Annotated in this window: 1 rRNA gene; it reads right to left on the bottom strand. The window is 55.2% G+C overall.

Annotation, left to right across the window (positions count from 1 at the left end):
- Nucleotides 1-25 precede the first annotated feature (25 nt).
- Nucleotides 26-1,547: ribosomal RNA gene (locus EDF19_RS00230) — 16S ribosomal RNA — on the bottom strand.
- Nucleotides 1,548-1,736 lie beyond the last annotated feature (189 nt).

Below are 1,736 nucleotides of genomic sequence, written 5' to 3'. Positions count from 1 at the left end.
TGAAGCGATGCCAGATGCTCCTTAGAAAGGAGGTGATCCAGCCGCACCTTCCGGTACGGCTACCTTGTTACGACTTAGTCCTAATCACCGATCCCACCTTCGACGGCTCCTTCCACAAGGGTTAGGCCACCGGCTTCGGGTGTTACCGACTTTCATGACTTGACGGGCGGTGTGTACAAGGCCCGGGAACGTATTCACCGCAGCGTTGCTGATCTGCGATTACTAGCGACTCCGACTTCATGAGGTCGAGTTGCAGACCTCAATCCGAACTGAGACCGGCTTTTTGGGATTCGCTCCACCTTACGGTATCGCAGCCCTTTGTACCGGCCATTGTAGCATGCGTGAAGCCCAAGACATAAGGGGCATGATGATTTGACGTCATCCCCACCTTCCTCCGAGTTGACCCCGGCAGTCTCCTATGAGTCCCCGGCATAACCCGCTGGCAACATAGAACGAGGGTTGCGCTCGTTGCGGGACTTAACCCAACATCTCACGACACGAGCTGACGACAACCATGCACCACCTGTACACCGACCACAAGGGGGCGACCATCTCTGGCCGTTTCCGGTGTATGTCAAGCCTTGGTAAGGTTCTTCGCGTTGCATCGAATTAATCCGCATGCTCCGCCGCTTGTGCGGGCCCCCGTCAATTCCTTTGAGTTTTAGCCTTGCGGCCGTACTCCCCAGGCGGGGCGCTTAATGCGTTAGCTACGACACAGAAACCGTGGAAAGGTCCCTACATCTAGCGCCCAACGTTTACGGCATGGACTACCAGGGTATCTAATCCTGTTCGCTCCCCATGCTTTCGCTCCTCAGCGTCAGTTACGGCCCAGAGATCTGCCTTCGCCATCGGTGTTCCTCCTGATATCTGCGCATTCCACCGCTACACCAGGAATTCCAATCTCCCCTACCGCACTCTAGTCTGCCCGTACCCACTGCAAGCCCGAGGTTGAGCCTCGGGATTTCACAGCAGACGCGACAAACCGCCTACGAGCTCTTTACGCCCAATAATTCCGGACAACGCTTGCACCCTACGTATTACCGCGGCTGCTGGCACGTAGTTAGCCGGTGCTTTTTCTGCAGGTACCGTCACTTTCGCTTCTTCCCTACTAAAAGAGGTTTACAACCCGAAGGCCGTCATCCCTCACGCGGCGTTGCTGCATCAGGCTTTCGCCCATTGTGCAATATTCCCCACTGCTGCCTCCCGTAGGAGTCTGGGCCGTGTCTCAGTCCCAGTGTGGCCGGTCACCCTCTCAGGCCGGCTACCCGTCGTCGCCTTGGTGAGCCATTACCTCACCAACAAGCTGATAGGCCGCGAGTCCATCCCCAACCAAAAAATCTTTCCACCACCAGACCATGCGGCCAGTGATCATATCCAGTATTAGACGTCGTTTCCAACGCTTATCCCAGAGTCAGGGGCAGGTTACTCACGTGTTACTCACCCGTTCGCCACTAATCCACCCAGCAAGCTGGGCATCATCGTTCGACTTGCATGTGTTAAGCACGCCGCCAGCGTTCGTCCTGAGCCAGGATCAAACTCTCCGTAAAAAAATACAGACCCAACACCCGAAAGTGTCAGACCGAGTTGATTCTGACTGTTGACTGTCTACTGACAATCTTCAATCCAAAAGGAATTGCTTCATGACCCGGTCAGCAAGCCGACCAGGCACGAGGTCAATCAATAAATTGGCATTGACAATGTGCACGCTGTTGAGTTCTCAAGGACCAGACGCACTC

This window comes from Curtobacterium sp. PhB115, from assembly GCF_003752025.1.
In the GTDB taxonomy this organism is placed as follows: Bacteria; Actinomycetota; Actinomycetes; order Actinomycetales; family Microbacteriaceae; genus Curtobacterium.
The sequence above is the reverse complement of the archived record's forward strand: the minus strand, read 5'-3'. Positions and strand labels throughout refer to the sequence as shown.